Source organism: Pseudomonas sp. Mb7 (assembly GCF_054790525.1).
This window is the reverse complement of record NZ_CP186501.1, coordinates 1,440,206-1,456,094: the sequence shown is the minus strand read 5'-3', so window position 1 is coordinate 1,456,094 and position 15,889 is coordinate 1,440,206. Positions and strand designations below refer to the sequence as shown.

At 59.1% G+C, this 15,889-nt stretch carries 14 protein-coding genes and 5 tRNA genes; 6 read left to right on the top strand and 13 right to left on the bottom strand.

Going from position 1 to position 15,889, the window contains the following annotated elements; translation table 11 throughout:
* Nucleotides 1-12: 12 nt before the first annotated feature.
* The 10 genes from ACOYXH_RS06580 to gltX all read right to left on the bottom strand — a co-directional run bounded on the left by ACOYXH_RS06580 (nucleotide 13) and on the right by gltX (nucleotide 5,971).
* The gene (locus ACOYXH_RS06580) at nucleotides 13-459 is read right to left on the bottom strand and encodes an Hsp20 family protein (RefSeq protein ID WP_093432063.1); all 447 of its coding nucleotides are present in this window, start codon (nucleotides 457-459) and stop codon (nucleotides 13-15) included.
* Between the two features lie 121 nt (nucleotides 460-580).
* A complete protein-coding gene (locus ACOYXH_RS06575) occupies nucleotides 581-1,540 on the bottom strand; it encodes a tRNA dihydrouridine synthase (protein WP_038363617.1) in 960 nt (319 codons plus the stop codon).
* 162 nt (nucleotides 1,541-1,702) lie between these two features.
* Complete coding sequence (locus ACOYXH_RS06570; RefSeq protein ID WP_095047659.1) at nucleotides 1,703-2,140, bottom strand: acyl-CoA thioesterase; 438 nt, start codon at nucleotides 2,138-2,140, stop codon at nucleotides 1,703-1,705.
* A 46-nt stretch (nucleotides 2,141-2,186) separates the two neighbouring features.
* Complete coding sequence (locus ACOYXH_RS06565; RefSeq protein ID WP_095124827.1) at nucleotides 2,187-3,020, bottom strand: alpha/beta fold hydrolase; 834 nt, start codon at nucleotides 3,018-3,020, stop codon at nucleotides 2,187-2,189.
* 30 nt (nucleotides 3,021-3,050) lie between these two features.
* The gene (locus tag ACOYXH_RS06560) at nucleotides 3,051-3,590 is read right to left on the bottom strand and encodes a TetR/AcrR family transcriptional regulator (RefSeq protein WP_339451052.1); all 540 of its coding nucleotides are present in this window, start codon (nucleotides 3,588-3,590) and stop codon (nucleotides 3,051-3,053) included.
* 182 nt (nucleotides 3,591-3,772) lie between these two features.
* Nucleotides 3,773-3,848 (bottom strand) — tRNA-Glu (locus tag ACOYXH_RS06555).
* Nucleotides 3,849-3,926: 78 nt separating this feature from the next.
* Nucleotides 3,927-4,002: transfer RNA gene (locus ACOYXH_RS06550), tRNA-Ala, on the bottom strand.
* 53 nt (nucleotides 4,003-4,055) lie between these two features.
* Nucleotides 4,056-4,131, bottom strand: a tRNA-Glu gene (locus ACOYXH_RS06545).
* 79 nt (nucleotides 4,132-4,210) lie between these two features.
* Nucleotides 4,211-4,286 (bottom strand) — tRNA-Ala (locus ACOYXH_RS06540).
* Nucleotides 4,287-4,489: 203 nt separating this feature from the next.
* Nucleotides 4,490-5,971 (bottom strand): glutamate--tRNA ligase, encoded by a 1,482-nt coding sequence (gene gltX, locus ACOYXH_RS06535; RefSeq protein WP_095124828.1) that lies wholly within the window; start codon nucleotides 5,969-5,971, stop codon nucleotides 4,490-4,492.
* A 228-nt stretch (nucleotides 5,972-6,199) separates the two neighbouring features.
* Between gltX and ACOYXH_RS06530 the strand changes: the two genes are divergently transcribed.
* Both ACOYXH_RS06530 and ACOYXH_RS06525 read left to right on the top strand, forming a co-directional pair.
* Nucleotides 6,200-7,249, top strand: a complete 1,050-nt coding sequence (locus tag ACOYXH_RS06530) for an HlyD family secretion protein (protein ID WP_460410387.1) — start codon at nucleotides 6,200-6,202, stop codon at nucleotides 7,247-7,249.
* The gene (locus tag ACOYXH_RS06525; RefSeq protein ID WP_095047662.1) at nucleotides 7,239-8,789 is read left to right on the top strand and encodes an MDR family MFS transporter; all 1,551 of its coding nucleotides are present in this window, start codon (nucleotides 7,239-7,241) and stop codon (nucleotides 8,787-8,789) included. Before ACOYXH_RS06530 ends, ACOYXH_RS06525 begins: the two co-directional genes overlap by 11 nt.
* A gap of 116 nt (nucleotides 8,790-8,905) precedes the next feature.
* On the opposite strand, the gene uvrB is transcribed toward ACOYXH_RS06525, so the two are convergent.
* Nucleotides 8,906-10,921, bottom strand: coding sequence for an excinuclease ABC subunit UvrB (gene uvrB, locus ACOYXH_RS06520; protein ID WP_007913411.1), 2,016 nt, complete (start codon nucleotides 10,919-10,921; stop codon nucleotides 8,906-8,908).
* A 337-nt stretch (nucleotides 10,922-11,258) separates the two neighbouring features.
* Here uvrB and ACOYXH_RS06515 point away from each other — a divergent pair, with 337 nt between their 5' ends.
* Both ACOYXH_RS06515 and ACOYXH_RS06510 read left to right on the top strand, forming a co-directional pair.
* Entirely contained in the window at nucleotides 11,259-12,455 is a 1,197-nt protein-coding gene (locus tag ACOYXH_RS06515) for an amino acid aminotransferase (protein WP_095124833.1), read from the top strand.
* 226 nt (nucleotides 12,456-12,681) lie between these two features.
* A complete protein-coding gene (locus ACOYXH_RS06510; protein WP_095047664.1) occupies nucleotides 12,682-12,882 on the top strand; it encodes a hypothetical protein in 201 nt (66 codons plus the stop codon).
* Here ACOYXH_RS06510 and ACOYXH_RS06505 read toward each other — a convergent pair.
* Nucleotides 12,879-13,109 carry a hypothetical protein gene (locus ACOYXH_RS06505; RefSeq protein WP_093432041.1) on the bottom strand — a complete coding sequence of 77 codons (231 nt, stop codon included), beginning with the start codon at nucleotides 13,107-13,109 and terminating at the stop codon, nucleotides 12,879-12,881. The genes ACOYXH_RS06510 and ACOYXH_RS06505 overlap by 4 nt on opposite strands.
* A gap of 220 nt (nucleotides 13,110-13,329) precedes the next feature.
* On the opposite strand from ACOYXH_RS06505, the gene ACOYXH_RS06500 reads away from it, so the two are divergent.
* Nucleotides 13,330-13,405 (top strand) — tRNA-Asn (locus tag ACOYXH_RS06500).
* 228 nt (nucleotides 13,406-13,633) lie between these two features.
* Here ACOYXH_RS06500 and ACOYXH_RS06495 read toward each other — a convergent pair.
* Nucleotides 13,634-15,157 carry a nucleobase:cation symporter-2 family protein gene (locus ACOYXH_RS06495; protein ID WP_095047665.1) on the bottom strand — a complete coding sequence of 508 codons (1,524 nt, stop codon included), beginning with the start codon at nucleotides 15,155-15,157 and terminating at the stop codon, nucleotides 13,634-13,636.
* A 210-nt stretch (nucleotides 15,158-15,367) separates the two neighbouring features.
* Between ACOYXH_RS06495 and ACOYXH_RS06490 the strand changes: the two genes are divergently transcribed.
* Nucleotides 15,368-15,862 carry a PAAR domain-containing protein gene (locus ACOYXH_RS06490; RefSeq protein ID WP_095047666.1) on the top strand — a complete coding sequence of 165 codons (495 nt, stop codon included), beginning with the start codon at nucleotides 15,368-15,370 and terminating at the stop codon, nucleotides 15,860-15,862.
* Nucleotides 15,863-15,889 lie beyond the last annotated feature (27 nt).

Genomic DNA, 15,889 nt, shown 5'->3' with positions numbered 1-15,889 from the left:
GCGGCACATGACTCAGTGCTGCAACGCCGGCTTCTCCACCCCGTTGATCGGGATGCGTTTGGCTTTCGCTTCTTCCGGGATCACTCGCAACAGGTCGATGCTCAGCAGACCGTTTTTCAGATCCGCAGCCTTGATCTCGATGTGATCGGCCAGGCGGAAGGACAGCTTGAAAGCACGTTGGGCGATGCCCTGGTGCAGGAAGGTCACGCCTTCGTTGGCATCACGCTTGCCGCCACTGATGGTCAGCACACCTTTCTCGACTTGCAGTTCCAGGTCTTCTTCCTGGAAACCGGCTGCCGCTACGACAATGCGGTATTGGTCATCACCGTGCTTTTCGACGTTGTAAGGTGGGTAGCTGCTGCCTGGCTCGTTGCGCAGGGCGGTTTCGAACAGGTCGTTGAAACGGTCGAAACCTACCGAGGAACGGAACAGTGGCGCGAGGGAAAATGCAGTACTCATGGTTCAAATCTCCTGAAAACAATCAGCAAGGTTTTTTGACTCCGCGACCCGAATTCGGCATCGCGTACCCCTTAGATAGGGACCGCTGAAATGATTTCAAGAGATTATTTGCAGATTTTTTTCAGGCCGCTTCAGCCACTGGCAGACCGAGCAGACGCGAGACATGATCCGGCTCAGTTTCACGACGCAGAACGGTGAACAGCTCGGCAGCCTCGGGATAATTGCGCGTCAGCATGGCCAGCCATTGCTTCAAGCGGCCTGGCGATTGGCGTGCAGTCATCTGCGCTTTGGCTTGCAGCCAGAAGTCCTGGATCAGCGGCATCAGCTCGGCCCAGGTCATCTCAACCACTTCTTCACCAGCGCGAGCGGCAGCGATCTGTTTGGCCAGATCCGGGCGCGAGACCAGACCGCGACCGAGCATGATGTCTTCCACGCCACTGATTTCGCGGCAACGCCGCCAGTCTTCGACGCTCCAGATATCACCGTTGGCGAACACCGGGACTTTGACCACCTCCTGCACGCGCGGAATCCACTCCCAATGCGCCGGCGGCTTGTAGCCGTCCATTTTGGTTCGGGCATGAACCACAATGTGCTCGGCGCCGCCTTCAGCCAGCGCAGTGGCGCAGACCAGCGAACCGTCGGGGCTGTCGAAGCCCAGGCGCATTTTTGCGGTGACGGGAATGTGCGCGGGTACAGCGCGACGCACGTGCTCGACGATCTGGTTAAGCAGCTCCGGCTCTTTGAGCAGTACCGCGCCGCCACGGGACTTGTTCACGGTCTTGGCCGGGCAGCCGAAGTTGAGGTCGATGACTTCGGAGCCGAGTTCGCAGGCCAGTGCAGCGTTTTCCGCCAGGCAAACCGGGTCGGAACCGAGCAATTGCACGCGCAATGGCACACCGGAGGCGGTGCGGGCACCGTTGAGCAACTCCGGGCCGAACTTGTGGAAATAGGCCGGCGTGAGCAACTGGTCGTTGACCCGAATGAACTCGGTCACACACCAGTCGATGCCGCCAACGCGGGTCAGCACGTCGCGGAGAATGTCGTCGACCAACCCCTCCATGGGCGCCAGAGCAATTTGCATGGGAACACACTACTTGAAGAAAAACGTGCGGCAGTTTACTGGATATCGCGCAAATCCGCAGATCCCTTGTAGGAGCTGCCGAAGGCTGCGATCTTTTGATTTTGCTGTTTGCAGATCAAGATCAAAAGATCGCAGCCTTCGGCAGCTCCTACAGAGATCGGGTCAGGCTAGTGCCAGGATCGCCGGTCCGTAGCCCTCGACGAACTCGGCCGGCATGCGCTTCGGCTTGCCCGTGGACAGCTCAATGCAGACAAACGTGGTCTGCGCGCGCAACAACGTGGTGTTGTCGCTCGGGCGCTTGAGCTGGAAATGCCGGGTCATCTTCAAGCGTTGATCCCAATCGACAATCCAGGTTGCCAATTGCAGTTCGTCGCCTTCATAGGCGGCGGCGAGATAATCGATCTCGTGACGGACCACGGCCATCGCCCGATCCAGTCGCCGATACTCGACCAGATCCAGGCCCAGACGCTGCGAGTGGCGCCAGGCGCAGCGCTCGAGCCAGGTCACGTATACGGCGTTATTCGCGTGGCCCAACCCGTCGATATCCTCAGCGCCTACTTGCAGATCAATGGTAAACGGCGTTGCCCGATCCCAACCCATGCCCCACTCCTGGTCAAAGTATTCAACCGGAGCAGTGTAACGGAGCTCAGGCCGATTGGCGCGCCTGAAGGCTGCGGCCGGCCAGCAGTGATAACACGCCATCAATCACCCGAGGGTCGGCTAGCACGCGCTGGTGCCCGCCGCCTTCAAGACGCAATAGGCGACTGTCGAACCAGGATTCGTGGATCAGTTGCGATTCCTTGACCGAGACGAAATTGTCGTCCTCGGCATGCACGATCAGGCCGGGCATATCCAGTTGATAGTGGGCAACGTCGAGCGTCGCGGCGCGCATACCGACATCTTGCTCGACCTGACGGATGAAGGCGGAGCGCGCTCGCGGCGGCATACCGACGTAGCGGGCGAAACCGCGCAGTACACCCAGAATTCGCGCAGGTGCGGCGATGCTGACAAGGGTTTCGGTGCGCAAGCCCAGTTGCACGGCGAGCATGGCGCTGGCGCCGCCCATGGAGTGACCGATCACCGCTTGCAATGGCGGCAACTCGGCAGCGGCTTCGAGCATTGCCCGAGCGAACAACACGACATTGGCTTCACGCCCCGGCGAACGACCGTGAGCCGGACCATCCAACGCGACGACGGTATACCCGGCATCGACCAGCGCAGTAATCAGCGCGGCGAACTGGGTTGGCCGCCCTTCCCAGCCGTGCATCAGCAGCACTGTCGGGCCTTGGCCCCAGCGCAGCGCCGAGAGGCCAAAGCGCAAAGTGATGCGTTCGGAACTGGCCAGCAGCGGCAACTCCCAATCACGAAGAGGCAGCGAACGTGGCGTCATGAATGCCAGACGCATTTTGCTCGCCACGCGTTTCGGTGCAATCCAGCCCAAGGTGCCATTAACGCCACGAACCCACTTCAACGTGTTCATCGCTCTCTCCTCAGGCGTGTTGCCTTCAGGTCAACGCACCGCCGACTTAGCAGCGCGCAGCAATCGATCGGATAAATCTCCCGGGCCGAGCGCTCTTGCGAGTGCCAGACCACCCACCATCAGGGCCACGTCGGCCAGGGCTTTGTCGGTGTCCTCGGGGCTGGACGCCAACTGCGCAATCATCAATTCCAGGTGCTCGTTCAGCGCGACGCGGAACGATTCCGGCAAACGCCCCAGCTCGCCGATCGACGCTGGAATCGGGCATGCCGCGTCGCTGGAATCACGATGCTTGCGCGACAGGTAAAACGCGGCGACCAAGGCGCGGCGCTCTTCCCCGGTCAGTTCGGCATCCATGTCGGCAATCAGGTCGCGGCGGCGGCCGAGAAGCTGCTTGAACGCTTCCAGCATCATCGCGTCCTTGCTTTCGAAGTGCGCATAGAAACCGCCAACGGTCAGGCCGGCCGCGCCCATCACTTCGCCCACGCTAGGGTCAGCCGGGCCGCGCTGGATCAGTGCGGCGCTGGCAGCCTTGAGGATGCGTTCGCGGGTTTGAGCTTTTTTATCGTTCATCGTTGCCTCCGAATATTACGACTAGAATATTATTCGCATAATAATATTCCGCAAGTCAAGGATATGACCGCTGGTCTGATGCACAGTGTAAGGAAAAAGGAGAATTGGCCAAACGCCAGACAAACAAAAGGGCCATTCAATAATTGAATGACCCTTATAAAATCCCGCAGAGCGGGTAATCGTGGCGTCCCCTAGGGGACTCGAACCCCTGTTACCGCCGTGAAAGGGCGGTGTCCTAGGCCACTAGACGAAGGGGACACAAACCTTCTATACAACTGATCAGCGCTGAGAACTGATCGATTCAAGGCCGGTGTGGCCAGACCTTGAACTGTAAATTGGTGGAGCTAAGCGGGATCGAACCGCTGACCTCCTGCATGCCATGCAGGCGCTCTCCCAGCTGAGCTATAGCCCCGGATTTTTCGCCTCGCGGCGGAGTGACATTTTGCAACATCACTTCTGTAAAACTGGCGTCCCCTAGGGGACTCGAACCCCTGTTACCGCCGTGAAAGGGCGGTGTCCTAGGCCACTAGACGAAGGGGACGCAAACCCTTCTATACAACTGATCAACGCTTAGTGTTGATCGCTTCGGAGCCGGTGTGGCCAGGCTTCGAAGTGTAAATTGGTGGAGCTAGACGGGATCGAACCGTCGACCTCTTGCATGCCATGCAAGCGCTCTCCCAGCTGAGCTATAGCCCCTCATCGTTGATGTCATCGCTGAGGACGGGGCGAATCTTAAGGGCGTATCGAAAGCCTGTCAAACTTATTTTTGAAAAATTTCAAAATTTTTCGTCGGCATAACAATCACTTACCGCTCTCCCCCCCGTAAATTCGGGAGAAGCGCCGAAGGCACGATCAAAAGATCGCAGCCTTCGGCAGCTCCTGCACAAAGCCGCAAGCGCTTAGGCGATAGCGCCCAGCAGCTTTTCCCACTCTTTGTTTTCTTTCTTCGACACGCCACCCAGCAGGTCAATCGCCTGCCGCAGACGATAACGGGTCAGATCCGGGCCAAGGATTTCCATGGCATCGAGCACCGAGACGGAACTCGCCTGACCGGTGATCGCAGCAAACATCAGCGGCATCGCATCGCGCAGTTTCAACTCCAGCGATTCGACCACGGCCTGAATCGTCGCGGTGATGTTGTCCTTCTCCCACTGACGCAGGCTTTCCAGCTTCCACAGGATCAACTGCATCAACTGGCGAACCTGATCGCCCGAAAGCTTTTTCGATTCAAACAGCTTGGCATCCGGATTGACGCCGCCGGCGAAGAAGAACCCGCCCAACGGGGCAACCTGGCTGAAGGTTTCAACGCGGCCCTGAACGTGCGGCGCGATCTTCATCATGTATTCGGAATTGAACGCCCACTTCTGCACGCGTGCAGCGAACTCTTCCACCGGCAGATCACGCAGCCACTGGCCGTTGAGCCACGACAGCTTCTCGATGTCGAAGATCGGCCCGCCCAGCGAGACACGCTTGAGATCGAAGTTGTCGACCATTTCCTGCAGCGAAAACTTCTCGCGCTCGTCCGGCATCGACCAGCCCATGCGGCCGAGGTAGTTGAGCATCGCTTCCGGCATGAAGCCCATGCGCTCGTAGAATGTCACCGAGGTAGGGTTCTTGCGCTTGGACAGCTTGCTCTTGTCCGGGTTACGCAGCAGCGGCATGTAGCACAGCTCTGGTTGCTCCCAGCCGAAGTACTCGTAAAGCAGAATCAGTTTCGGTGCTGATGGCAGCCACTCTTCGCCCCGCAGCACGTGGGTGATGCCCATCAGGTGGTCGTCAACCACATTGGCGAGGAAGTATGTCGGCAGGCCGTCGGTCTTCATCAGCACTTGCATGTCCATGCGATCCCACGGGATCTCGACGTCGCCACGGAGCATGTCCGGCACCACGCAAACGCCTTCACTCGGCACTTTCATGCGGATAACGTGCGGCTCGCCAGCGGCCAGACGGGCGGCGACTTCTTCTTTCGACAGCAACAGTGCGCGGCCGTCGTAGCGCGGGGTCTCGCCGCGAGCCATTTGCTCGGCGCGCATCTGATCCAGCTCTTCAGCGGTGCAGAAGCACGGGAACGCGTGACCCATGTCGACCAGTTGCTGGCAGTACTTCTGATAGATGTCGCCGCGCTCGCTCTGACGGTATGGACCGTGCGGGCCACCAACGTCCGGGCCTTCGCTCCATTCGATACCCAACCAGCGCAGGGCGTCGAATATCTGCTGTTCGGACTCGCGGGTCGAACGCAACTGGTCGGTGTCTTCGATGCGCAGGATGAACTCACCGCCATGCTGCTTGGCAAAGCAGTAGTTGAACAATGCGATGTAAGCGGTACCTACGTGGGGGTCCCCGGTAGGCGATGGCGCGATGCGAGTGCGGACGGTGGTCATGGCATGTCTCGAAAAGAATGAAAAGCAAAACAATCAAGCGGCGAATGGTAACAGGCGACACCCGCCCCGCTCCAGCGGGCAGGGCATTTAAGCCAAGTTTGCGTCTGGAACGCCCGTAAGCCGTGGTGAATGGGCAAATATCAGCGGATGGCATTTACCGTTTATCGGCTGTATGCCAGATTCGCCTGCTGATAACTTTCCTTACAATTCATCGACTACAGTTTGCCCATGCCTGCCCAACTCAAGCGTCGCCTGTTGATTTTCCTACTGCTCGTCCTGCTGGTCGCCGGGGGCTTTTTCGCCCAGTGGTTCTTCAAGGGACGCTTTTATGAAAGCACCGACAACGCTTATGTCCAGGGCGAAATCACCCGTGTCTCGAGCCAGTTGAGCGCGCGCATCGATGAAGTGCTGGTGCAGGACAATCAACACGTGGAAAAAGGCCAGTTGCTGGTGCGCCTCGAACCGAATGACTTCCGTCTGGCCATCGATCGCGCCAATGCCGCCCTCGCCACCCGCGAAGCCGAGCGCCTGCAAGCGCAAAGCAAATTGACTCAGCAAGCCAGTCTGATTGCTTCCAGCGACGCACAAGTGGCAACCACCCAAGCAACGCTCGGGCGCTCGCAGATGGATTTGTCGCGTGCCGAAACCCTGCGCAAGCCCGGTTACGTTTCCGAAGAACGCGTGACCACCCTCTCCGCTGACGCTCATATCGCCCGTTCGCAAGTGGCCAAGGCGCAGGCCGATGCGCAAGGTCAGCGTCAGCAGGTCAACGCCCTGAACGCAGAAATCAAACGCCTCGACGCACAGATCGCCAACGCCCGCGCCGATCTGGCGCAAGCCGAACTCAACCTGACCCGCAGCGAAATCCACGCACCAATCAGTGGTCTGGTCGGCCAGCGCGCCGCCCGTAACGGCCAAGTGGTGCAGGCTGGCGCTTACCTGCTGTCGATCGTCCCGGACGAAGATATCTGGGTGCAGGCCAACTTCAAGGAAACCCAGATCGGCCGCATGCAACCCGGGCAGAAAGCCGAGCTGACCTTCGATGCCTATGGCGACACGCCGATCGAAGCGCGGGTCGACAGCCTGTTCGCCGCGTCTGGCGCGCAATTCAGCCTGTTGCCGCCGGACAACGCCACCGGCAACTTCACCAAAGTCGTGCAACGCATTCCGGTGAAACTGACCTTCAAGGCCGACAACCCGCTGCACGGCAAGATCCGCCCGGGCATGTCCGTCACTGCCAAAGTGAACATCAAAGACGCCCCGGACAATGGCCGGTGATTCGCTGATCCGCCCGGTCGGCGAACCGACCCGGCGCGATTGGATTGCGGTGATGAGCGTGATGCTCGGCGCCTTTATGGCCGTGCTCGACATTCAGATCACCAACTCGTCACTGAAAGATATTCAGGGTGCACTGTCGGCGACGCTGGAAGAAGGCTCGTGGATTTCCACCTCGTATCTGGTCGCGGAAATCATCATGATTCCGCTGACCGCGTGGCTGGTGCAACTGCTGTCGGCACGACGGCTGGCGGTGTGGGTGTCGCTGGGCTTTCTGGTTTCATCGCTGCTGTGCTCGATGGCCTGGAGCCTGGAGAGCATGATCGTCTTCCGCGCCATGCAGGGTTTTACCGGCGGCGCGCTGATCCCGCTGGCGTTCACCCTGACCTTGATCAAACTCCCCGAACACCACCGCGCCAAAGGCATGGCGATGTTTGCCATGACCGCGACCTTCGCCCCATCCATCGGCCCGACGCTGGGCGGCTGGCTCACGGAAAACTGGGGTTGGGAATACATCTTCTACATCAACATTCCGCCGGGCCTGATCATGATTGCCGGCCTGATGTACGGGCTGGAGAAGAAAGAAGCGCACTGGGAACTGCTGAAAAGCACCGACTACACCGGCATTCTCACGCTGGGGATTGGCCTCGGTTGTCTGCAGGTATTCCTTGAAGAAGGCCATCGCAAGGATTGGCTGGAGTCGAGCCTGATCGTGACCCTGGGCAGCATTGCCCTGCTCAGCCTGATTACCTTTGTGATCGTGCAGATTTCCAAACCGAATCCGCTGATCAATCTGGGCATCCTGCGTAATCGCAATTTCGGTCTGTCGAGTATTTCCAGTCTGGGCATGGGTGTCGGGTTGTACGGTTCAATCTATCTGTTGCCGCTGTATCTGGCGCAGATCCAGAACTACAACGCCCTGCAGATCGGCGAAGTGATCATGTGGATGGGCGTGCCGCAGCTGTTCCTGATTCCGCTGGTGCCGAAGTTGATGAAGTTTGTCTCGCCGAAATGGCTGTGCACGATCGGCTTTGGGCTGTTCGGGTTGGCGAGTTTTTCATCGGGGGTGCTCAACCCGGATTTTGCCGGGCCGCAGTTCAATCAGATCCAGATCATTCGAGCGCTGGGGCAGCCGCTGATCATGGTGACCATTTCGCTGATCGCCACGGCTTACATTTTGCCGCAGGATGCGGGGTCGGCGTCGAGTCTGTTCAATATTCTGCGTAACCTCGGCGGTGCGATCGGGATTGCTTTGTTGGCGACGCTTCTGGATGCGCGCACCAAGACTTACTTCGATTATTTGCGCGAGGCGGTGGTGCCGACCAATCCGCAGGTGGCCGAGCGGTTGGCGTCGATGACTGATCGGTTTGGCAGTGATACGGCGGCGTTGGGCAAGCTGAGCGAGATCGTCCATCAGCAGGCGGCGATCATGGCTTACAACGATGCGTTTCACTTTGTCGGGATTGCGCTGGGGATCAGCATGTTGGCGATTTTGTTGACCAAGAAATTGCCGCAAGGGCTGAAGGCTGGGGAGTCCCACTAACTGCAACTGATCGTTCCCATGCTCCGCGTGGGAATGACTCCGGCGACGCTCTGCGTCACAGCGGACGCGGAGCGTCCGGGGCTGCATTCCCACGCAGAGCGTGGGAACGATCCTCCTTACACAGCCAAAAGCCGTTCGCGCAGTTTGGCAATCTCGTCGCGCATCTGCGCCGCCGCTTCAAATTCCAGATCCCGCGCCAGCTGATACATCTTCTCTTCCAGCGCACGAATACGCTTGGTGATCTCGCTCGGCGAACGCAGTTCTGCTTCGTACTTGGCGTTCTCTTCGGCGGCTTTGGCCATGCCTTTGCGCTTCTTGCTGCGCGAACCCGGCACGGTGGCGCCTTCCATGATGTCGGCGACGTCCTTGATCACCCCGCGCGGAGTGATGCCGTTTTCCAGGTTGAAGGCGATCTGCTTGTCGCGACGCCGCTCGGTTTCGCCAATCGCCCGCTCCATCGAACCAGTCATCCGATCGGCGTAAAGAATCGCCCGGCCATTGAGGTTACGCGCCGCCCGGCCGATGGTCTGAATCAGCGAACGCTCGGAACGCAGAAAGCCTTCTTTGTCGGCGTCGAGGATCGCCACCAGCGACACTTCCGGCATGTCCAGGCCTTCACGCAGCAAGTTGATCCCGACCAGCACATCAAAGGTACCGAGGCGCAGATCACGGATGATTTCCACGCGCTCAACGGTGTCGATATCCGAGTGCAGATAACGCACGCGCACGCCGTGATCGGCGAGGTAATCGGTAAGGTCTTCGGCCATGCGTTTGGTCAGCGTGGTGACCAGCACCCGCTCCTCGACCGCCACGCGTTTGCTGATTTCCGAGAGCAGATCGTCGACCTGAGTCAGTGCCGGACGCACTTCAACCTGCGGGTCGACCAGGCCAGTCGGCCGCACCACTTGCTCGACCACCCGCCCGGCGTGCTCGGCTTCGTAGTTGCCCGGCGTCGCCGAGACGAAAATGGTCTGCGGGCTGACCCCTTCCCACTCGTCAAACCGCATCGGCCGGTTGTCCAGCGCCGACGGCAAACGGAAGCCGTATTCGACGAGGGTTTCCTTACGCGAACGGTCGCCCTTATACATCGCGCCGACCTGCGGCACGCTGACGTGGGATTCGTCGATCACCAGCAAAGCATCGGCCGGCAGATAATCGTAGAGCGTTGGCGGCGCCGCGCCGGCCGGGCGACCGGACAGGTAGCGCGAGTAGTTCTCGATGCCGTTGCAATAACCCAACTCGAGGATCATCTCCAGGTCGAAACGGGTGCGCTGTTCAAGACGCTGGGCTTCGACCAGTTTGTTGTTGCTGCGCAGGTATTCGAGGCGTTCCTGCAATTCGACCTTGATGTGTTCGATGGCGTCGAGCAGGGTTTCGCGTGGCGTTACATAGTGGCTCTTCGGGTAAAAGGTGAAGCGCGGCATCTTGCGGATGACTTCGCCGGTCAGCGGGTCGAACGCGGAAATGCTTTCGACCTCGTCATCGAACAGCTCGATGCGGATCGCTTCCAGATCGGATTCCGCCGGATAGATGTCGATCACGTCGCCGCGCACACGGAAAGTCGCGCGGGCAAAGTCCATGTCATTGCGCGTGTATTGCAAGTCGGCCAGCCGCCGCAGCAGCGCACGCTGATCGAGTTTGTCGCCGCGATCGACGTGCAGCACCATCTTCAAATAGGTTTCCGGGCTACCCAGACCGTAGATGCACGACACCGTGGTGACGATGATCGCGTCTTTACGCTCCAGCAACGCTTTGGTTGCGGACAGGCGCATCTGCTCGATGTGGTCGTTGATCGACGCATCCTTCTCGATGAAGGTGTCGGACGACGGCACATAGGCTTCAGGCTGGTAGTAGTCGTAGTAGGAAACGAAATACTCGACGGCATTATTCGGGAAGAACGCCTTGAACTCACCGTACAGCTGCGCAGCAAGGGTCTTGTTCGGCGCCAGCACCAGGGTCGGGCGCTGAATCTGCGAAATGACATTGGCGATGCTGAAGGTCTTGCCCGAGCCGGTCACACCGAGCAGCGTCTGGTGCGCCAGCCCGGCCTCGATGCCCTCCACCAATTGGCGGATGGCTTCTGGCTGGTCGCCGGCGGGCTCGAAGCGGGTGACGAGCTGGAATTCGGACATATACACCTCTGGGATCGCGGCATTCCGAGCAAAGCGGAACACCACGGGGACGACCGCAAACGACCGGTGTCGCGCAAGAAAAAACCTGGATTGTGCTCAATGTGGTGGCGATTGCCTCACCTTTCAAGGCAAACGTCCTACATCCGGTAAAGACTCTGACACGAGCAGTCGACTAACGGTCAAGAAATAATCGGAAAAACTTACCCTAAAAGCCGAATCGCCTGTCGCCATTATTCAGTAATGGCCTCTATACTAGCTCCCCGTTTGTGCACCGCTCTAGTGCATCCGGCTGGAGCGCGACACGTCCCTCCATTCTCCATTCAGAGCCGCCGCAATAATGAGCCTGTTCTCCGCTGTCGAAATGGCACCCCGCGATCCAATCCTGGGCCTCAACGAAGCATTCAACGCCGATACCCGGACCACCAAGGTCAACCTGGGCGTGGGTGTTTACTGCAACGAAGAGGGGCGAATTCCACTTCTGCGCGCCGTGATCGAAGCCGAAACCGTTCGCGCCGCTCAACACGCTTCGCGCGGCTACCTGCCGATCGATGGTATCGCCGCCTACGACCAGGCCGTGCAAAAGCTGCTGTTCGGCAACGACTCGCCGCTGATCAGCGCCGGTCGCGTCATCACCACTCAGGCCGTCGGCGGGACCGGCGCACTGAAGATCGGTGCCGACTTCCTCAAGCAACTGCTGCCGAACGCCGTCGTGGCGATCAGTGACCCAAGCTGGGAAAACCACCGTGCCCTGTTCGAAACCGCCGGCTTCCCGGTGCAGAACTACCGTTACTACGACGCAGCCAGCCACGATGTGAATCGTGCTGGCATGCTCGACGACCTCAACGCCCTGCCGAACGGCTCGATCGTTGTCCTGCACGCCTGCTGCCACAACCCGACCGGCGTCGACCTGACCCCGGCGGACTGGAACAACGTGCTGGAAGTGGTTAAAGCCAAAGGTCACGTGCCGTTCCTCGACATGGCCTATCAAGGTTTTGGCGACGGCATCGATGAAGACGCCGCGGCCGTGCGCCTGTTCGCTGAGTCCGGTCTGACTTTCTTCGTTTCGAGCTCGTTCTCCAAATCGTTCTCGCTGTACGGCGAGCGCGTTGGTGCGCTGTCGATCATCAGCGAATCGAAAGAAGAAAGCGCGCGCGTGCTGTCGCAGGTCAAGCGTGTGATCCGCACCAACTACTCCAACCCGCCGACCCACGGCGCAAGCATCGTTGCAGCTGTATTGAACAGCCCGGAACTGCGTGCACAATGGGAAGCCGAGCTGGCGGAAATGCGTCTGCGCATTCGCGGCATGCGCGAGCAGATGGTTGCCCTGCTGGCAGAGAAAGCCCCGGGCCGCGACTTCAGCTTCGTCGGTCGTCAGCGCGGCATGTTCTCCTACTCAGGCCTGACCACTGAACAAGTGCATCGCCTGCGTAACGAGTTCGGCATCTACGCCCTGGACACCGGCCGCATCTGCGTGGCTGCGCTGAACCAGAGCAACATCAAGGCGGTAACGGATGCGATTGTTCAGGTCATCTGATTTCGCACTGTGATGAAAAACGGGAAGCCTTGGGGCTTCCCGTTTTTTATTTGTCCCGGATAACGCCCCATACCCTCTAGACTGCACACAAATCCAAAATGTAGGAGTTAGCCTGCTCGCGATAGCGGCGTGTCAGGTAATGAAGCTTCGACTGACACGACGCTATCGCGAGCAGGCGAAGGCCTACAGGTTTTGTGTACACCCGAGATTTCTGAAGAGACCCAATATGAAAAACGACAACCTGCGCGCCGACCGTGACGATCTGGATGATTTCATCCCCCGCGCATCGGCCAAGCGCGAAAAGAGCCTGGTACTGCAAGTCGCCGCCGGGGTGTTCCTGGGTGGCCTGGTCCTGTGGCTGGTGCAACTGGCCGCCACCGCGGCTTACGCCAAACTGATGATGGGCACCATCACCTTCGGCAGTTAAGCCAGTTCGATCGCACGCTGACTCGCGGCGTCGTCATAAACGACGTACAGCGATTCGGCGATCTGACTCTTGATCGCCTTGGTGCTTTCAAGACCCAGGACGAAGCCTTCGGCCTTGCCACCGGCGCGGTTCAATTCCTCAGCGGTGCTGGCCTGGGTGATTGCATCGAAGAGTTTTTCGGCGTGAGGGCCAACGCCCTTGGGTAGGCTGATTTGCGCGATGCTCATGCGAACACCTCGCTGTTGCGGGATAAATGGTTCATGACGCAGACCTTTTTCGGCGAATGGCCGGCAGCGCGTGTGACCACTTCCGGGCGCCCATGGTAGACCTCTACCGCAGTTCTGGTAACCGCCAATCGCTGACAAGTCACCGTTCGTCCCGAGGATTCAGCTAATTTTACAACCTGCGCTTGACTTCTCTTTTTGAATCAGTAACATACGCACCAATTCCGCAATAGCTCAGTTGGTAGAGCAAATGACTGTTAATCATTGGGTCCCTGGTTCGAGTCCAGGTTGTGGAGCCAAATAGCAAAGCCCCTGAATCGAAAGATTCAGGGGCTTTTTTGTGGGCGCTCGAAAAGATCTGAAGATCGCAGCCTTCGGCAGCTCCTACAGATTCAGCGTTCATCCGCAGAATCGGCGGAGCATGAGATCTGTGTAGGAGCTGCCGAAGGCTGCGATCTTTTGATCTTGAAATGAAAAAGGGCCGATCTGTGTGTAATAGATCGGCCCTTTTTGTTTAGAGACAGCCGTCAGACGTGCTCGCTACTCTTTACCTGCACCTTCGACGCACCCTGCCCATGATCGTGATCATCAGGCTCAATGACCGGCACTTCCTTGCCATCGCAGTCATGCAGCTTGCCGTCGCTGAAGTAATCGCCTTCACGCAGCGCCGCCAAGTCGCGATAGCGCAGGGTCCGCTCTTCCGCCGCAGCAAACACCGACTGCTGATCCGAGTTACCGGCGGTGAAGTGGTTGAACGCCAGGTTGAGCAGGATCGCCATGATCGCCGACGAGCTGATGCCCGAATGGAAAATGGTCGCGAACCAGCTTGGGAAGTGATCGTAGAAGTTCGGTGCGGCAATCGGGATCATGCCGAAACCGATCGAAGTGGCGACGATGATCAGGTTGACGTTGTTGCGGTAATCAACCTTCGACAGCGTACGGATACCGCTCGCTGCCACCGTGCCGAACAGCACGATACCGGCGCCGCCGAGTACCGACGTCGGCACTGCTGCGATAACCCGGCCCATGAACGGCAGCAGACCAAGAATCACCAGGAAGATACCGCCAGTAGCGACCACGTAACGGCTCTTGATCCCGGTAACCGCCACCAGCCCAACGTTCTGGGCGAAGGCGCTCTGGGTGAACGAACCGAAAATCGGCGCAAACATGCTCGACAGCATGTCTGCCCGCAGGCCATTGCCCAGGCGTTTGGAATCGACCTTGGTGCCGATGATTTCACCGACCGCAAGAATGTCCGCCGAAGTTTCCACCAGGGTCACCATGACCACGATGCACATCGACAGAATTGCGGCGAAGTGGAAGGTCGGCATGCCGAAATGGAACGGCGTCGGGAAGCCAAACATCGGCCCCGTGGTGACGCTGGAGAAATCCGCCATGCCAAGGAACACCGCCAGCACCGTGCCGATCACCATGGCCAACAGGATCGACAGACGCGAGATGGTCGAGCTGCCGACCTTGCTCAGCAGCAACACCAGCACCAGCGTGACCGCCGCCAGACCGATGTTCTGCATGCTGCCGAAGTCCGGCGCATGGCTGTTGCCGCCCATGGCCCAGCGTGCGGCCACCGGCATCAGCGTCAAGCCGATGGTGGTGATCACGATGCCGGTGACCAGCGGCGGGAAGAACTTGGTGATTCGCGAGAACACCGGCGTAATCAATAAGCCGATCAAGGACGCGGCAATCACTGCGCCAAGCACCGACTGGAAGCCGCCCTCCCCGCCACTGCTGACGATCGCGACCATGGTCGCCACACCGGAGAACGACACGCCCTGCACCAGCGGCAACTGACAACCAAAAAACGGTAGACCCAGGGTTTGCAGCAGCGTCGCCAGCCCCCCCGCAAACAATGAAGCAGCAATCAGCAAACCAATGTCCGCCGGCGACAGGCCGGCCGCCTGGCCGATGATCAGTGGCACCGCAACGATACCGCCGTACATGGTCAGAACATGTTGCAGGCCGTAAGCCATATTCGCGCCGACCCCGAGATTTTCGTCCTCGGGCCGTTGGTGTGAAACATGGGGCGTTTTCATGGTGGGGGGTTCCCTGGTTTTTGTTATGCGCACACTGTATTCAAAACTCGCGACAAGTGTCCATGGTTTTGTATACAAAATATCAGGCACGAGTTACTCGTCACTCAAACGGCCTGATGTCTTGAGTACCCCCTCATCACGTGGCACGATCAGAAGCCATGCTGTACGGACCAACGGATGCCCCCAGCCGGGCAAGAAAAGGAAGTCACCATGAGTGGAAAACCCGCTGCACGCGCCACAGACGCCACAACATGCCCTGCCCATGCGGCGCAGAAAATAGTTGCCGGTTCTCCCGACGTATTCTTCGATGGTCTGCCTGCCGCGCGCCTTGGCGATCCAGCCTCTTGCGGCAGCGCCATCAGCGGCAACATTTCCGCAACCGTCTTCATCAACGGTAAAAACGCCGCCACCCAAGGCAGTCAGGGCAGCCACGGCGACGTTATCGTCGGCGGTTCCGGCACCGTCATCATTGGCCAGAGTGGTGGTGGCGCGCCGATCAGTCCCGTTCCGCCGATCAACTTGGGTTTCGACGAACAGTTCACGTTACTGGACGCCGACGGCGAGCCTGTCCCCGACTTCGCTTACAAAATCACCACCGCGTCTGGCAAGGTAATCCGTGGCGTCACCAATGAGCGCGGACTGACCCAGAGAGTATCGACCCGAGCGAGCGAACTGCTGCATCTGGAGCCTGACGACCTGGCCTGAACAGGAAGAACCAGTGGCTGAATTCAC